This is a genomic window from Pseudomonas sp. JV245A (genome assembly GCF_032424515.1).
GTDB lineage: Bacteria > Pseudomonadota > Gammaproteobacteria > Pseudomonadales > Pseudomonadaceae > Aquipseudomonas > Aquipseudomonas protegens.
On the sequence record NZ_VYKE01000380.1, the window covers coordinates 1 to 1,325 of the forward strand.

Genomic DNA, 1,325 nt, shown 5'->3' on the forward strand with positions numbered 1-1,325 from the left:
GCTCCTACGGATGAGGGAAACGAGGGTTCATCGTGCGGTCGCGGTGAATCTGCAACAGCGGCGCCGGAAACGGCGTCGGCAGTGGAACAACAACAATAATCACTGTAAGGAAGCCCCCTATGTCAGAACACGCACAGCCCCTGAACGCGCCCCTGCAGGACTCCACTGCCAAGGGCAGCCAGAAGGTCATCTTCGCGTCGTCCCTCGGCACGGTGTTCGAGTGGTACGACTTTTTCCTCTACGGCGCCCTGGCGGCGGTGATCAGCAAGCAGTTCTTCGCCGGGGTCAACGACACCACGGCCTTCATCTTCGCCCTGATGGCCTTTGCCGCCGGCTTCGTTGTGCGCCCCTTCGGCGCCCTGGTGTTCGGCCGCCTGGGGGACATGATCGGGCGCAAGTACACCTTCCTTGCCACCATCATCCTCATGGGCGTTGCGACCTTCGCCGTGGGCCTGTTGCCCAACTACGCCAGCATCGGCATCGCCGCGCCGATCATCCTGGTGGCCCTGCGCATGCTCCAAGGCCTGGCCCTGGGCGGCGAGTACGGCGGCGCCGCCACCTACGTGGCCGAGCACGCGCCCCAGGGCAAGCGCGGCTTGCACACCAGCTGGATCCAGTCCACCGCGACCCTGGGCCTGCTGCTGTCGCTGCTGGTGGTGCTGGCCTGCCGTTACTTCACCGGCGACCAGTTCGAGGTCTGGGGCTGGCGCCTGCCGTTCCTGCTGTCCATCGTGCTGCTGGGCATCTCCACCTGGATCCGCATGAGCCTGCACGAGTCGCCGGCCTTCCTGAAAATGAAAGAGGAAGGCCGCGCCAGCAAGGCGCCGATCCGCGAATCCTTCGGCAAGTGGGAAAATCTCAAGGTGGTGCTGATCGCCCTGTTCAGCATCAATGCCGGGCAGGCGGTGACCTTCTATGCCGCGCAGTTCTACGTTTTGTTCTTTCTCACCCAGTTCCTCAAGATGGACCCGGCCCTGGCCAACAGCCTGCTGATCATCAGCGTGGTGATCGGCGCGCCGATGTTCATCTTCTTTGGCTGGCTCTCGGACAAGATCGGCCGCAAGCCGGTGCTGATGCTCGGCCTGCTGCTGGCCACGCTTCTGTACTTCCCGATCTTCAAGGCCCTGGCCCACTACGCCAACCCGGCCATCGACCAGGCCAGCCGCCAGGCGCCCATCAGCGTCACCGCCGACCCGGCCACCTGCACCTTCCAGTTCGACCCGGTGGGCAAGGCGCGCTTCGACAGCCCCTGCGACAAGGTCAAGACCTTCCTGGTGAAGCAGGGCCTGCCCTACAGCAGCATCGCCGCCCCCGCCGGCAGCCCG

The 1,325-nt window shown here is 64.8% G+C and carries 1 protein-coding gene; it reads left to right on the forward strand.

What is annotated here, in order from left to right; translation table 11 throughout:
* Positions 1-119 precede the first annotated feature (119 nt).
* The coding region (locus F6S12_RS31810; RefSeq protein WP_315869865.1) for an MFS transporter at positions 120-1,325 on the forward strand (1,206 nt) is incomplete at its 3' end.